The sequence below is a fragment of the Streptomyces sp. DH12 genome (assembly GCF_020873895.1).
Classification (GTDB): Bacteria; Actinomycetota; Actinomycetes; order Streptomycetales; family Streptomycetaceae; genus Streptomyces.
This window is the reverse complement of sequence record NZ_JAHWGT010000803.1, coordinates 1-484: the sequence shown is the minus strand read 5'-3', so window position 1 is coordinate 484 and position 484 is coordinate 1. Positions and strand designations below refer to the sequence as shown.

Annotated in this window: 1 protein-coding gene and 1 pseudogene; both read left to right on the top strand. The window is 70.5% G+C overall.

The annotated features are described in order from the left end of the window. Nucleotides 1-287 (top strand): molybdopterin-dependent oxidoreductase (locus tag LPA54_RS37155; protein ID WP_228984873.1); only part of this gene is annotated, 287 nt, incomplete at its 5' end. Further along, a pseudogene (locus LPA54_RS37150) lies at nucleotides 257-484 on the top strand (oxidoreductase); the annotation flags it as partial. The gene LPA54_RS37155 and the pseudogene LPA54_RS37150, both read left to right, overlap by 31 nt.

The window sequence follows — 484 nt, the reverse complement described above, 5'->3', positions numbered from 1 at the left end:
CCGAGTACGCCATGGTCCGCTCCTACGGCGACTACACCACCAACATGCCCGTCGAGGACCTCCTCGACGGCAAGGCGTGGATCGCCTACCGCTACGACGACGAGGAACTTCCCGCGGAACACGGCGGCCCCGCCCGCCTCCTCGTCCCGCACCTGTACTTCTGGAAGTCCGCGAAGTGGGTGCGCGGCATCCAGCTGCTCGACGAGGAGGAACGCGGCTTCTGGGAGACCGTCGGCTACCACGATTACGGTGACCCATGGCGCGAGCAGCGGTACCAGGGCGACTAGGCGCACGGCTGCGCTGGCTGCAGGCCCGCCTCACCGGCCGGCGCGTCGAGTCGGACACCGCCGGCACCCTCGTGTTCGACGTCCCCGGGTGGCCGGGCCACCTGCCCGGACAGCACGTCGACGTACGGCTCACCGCGGAGGACGGCTACAGCACGCAGCGCAGCTACTCGATCGCCTCCGCGCCCGACGGGGAACGC